The organism is Sulfitobacter sp. HI0040, assembly GCF_001634885.1.
Taxonomy (GTDB): Bacteria; Pseudomonadota; Alphaproteobacteria; order Rhodobacterales; family Rhodobacteraceae; genus Sulfitobacter.
In genome coordinates this window covers 1-222 of record NZ_LWEX01000531.1, presented here as the reverse complement: position 1 = coordinate 222, position 222 = coordinate 1, and the positions used below count along the sequence as shown (strand labels likewise).

Genomic DNA, 222 nt, shown 5'->3' with positions numbered 1-222 from the left:
TTGCCACGCCAGCGTAGAGGCGAAAGAGCCTCCCCGGCGAGGTCTTCGACCTCCGCGTGAGAGGCTGTGTTGCACAGAGATACCGAGGGGAATTCCGTATCCGTGAATCCGCGCCGGTCCAGACGGAACACCCGGTGCGGCAGGGCGCGGTTCTGGGGCACGAGGGGGGCCACCCATTCCAGCAGGCGCGCGGCATCCCGCTCCGGATGGAGGGTGATTTCC

General features: G+C 67.1%; 1 pseudogene. It reads right to left on the bottom strand.

The annotated features are described in order from the left end of the window. Positions 1-222, bottom strand: a pseudogene (locus A3728_RS23305) (molybdenum cofactor biosysynthesis protein); the annotation flags it as partial.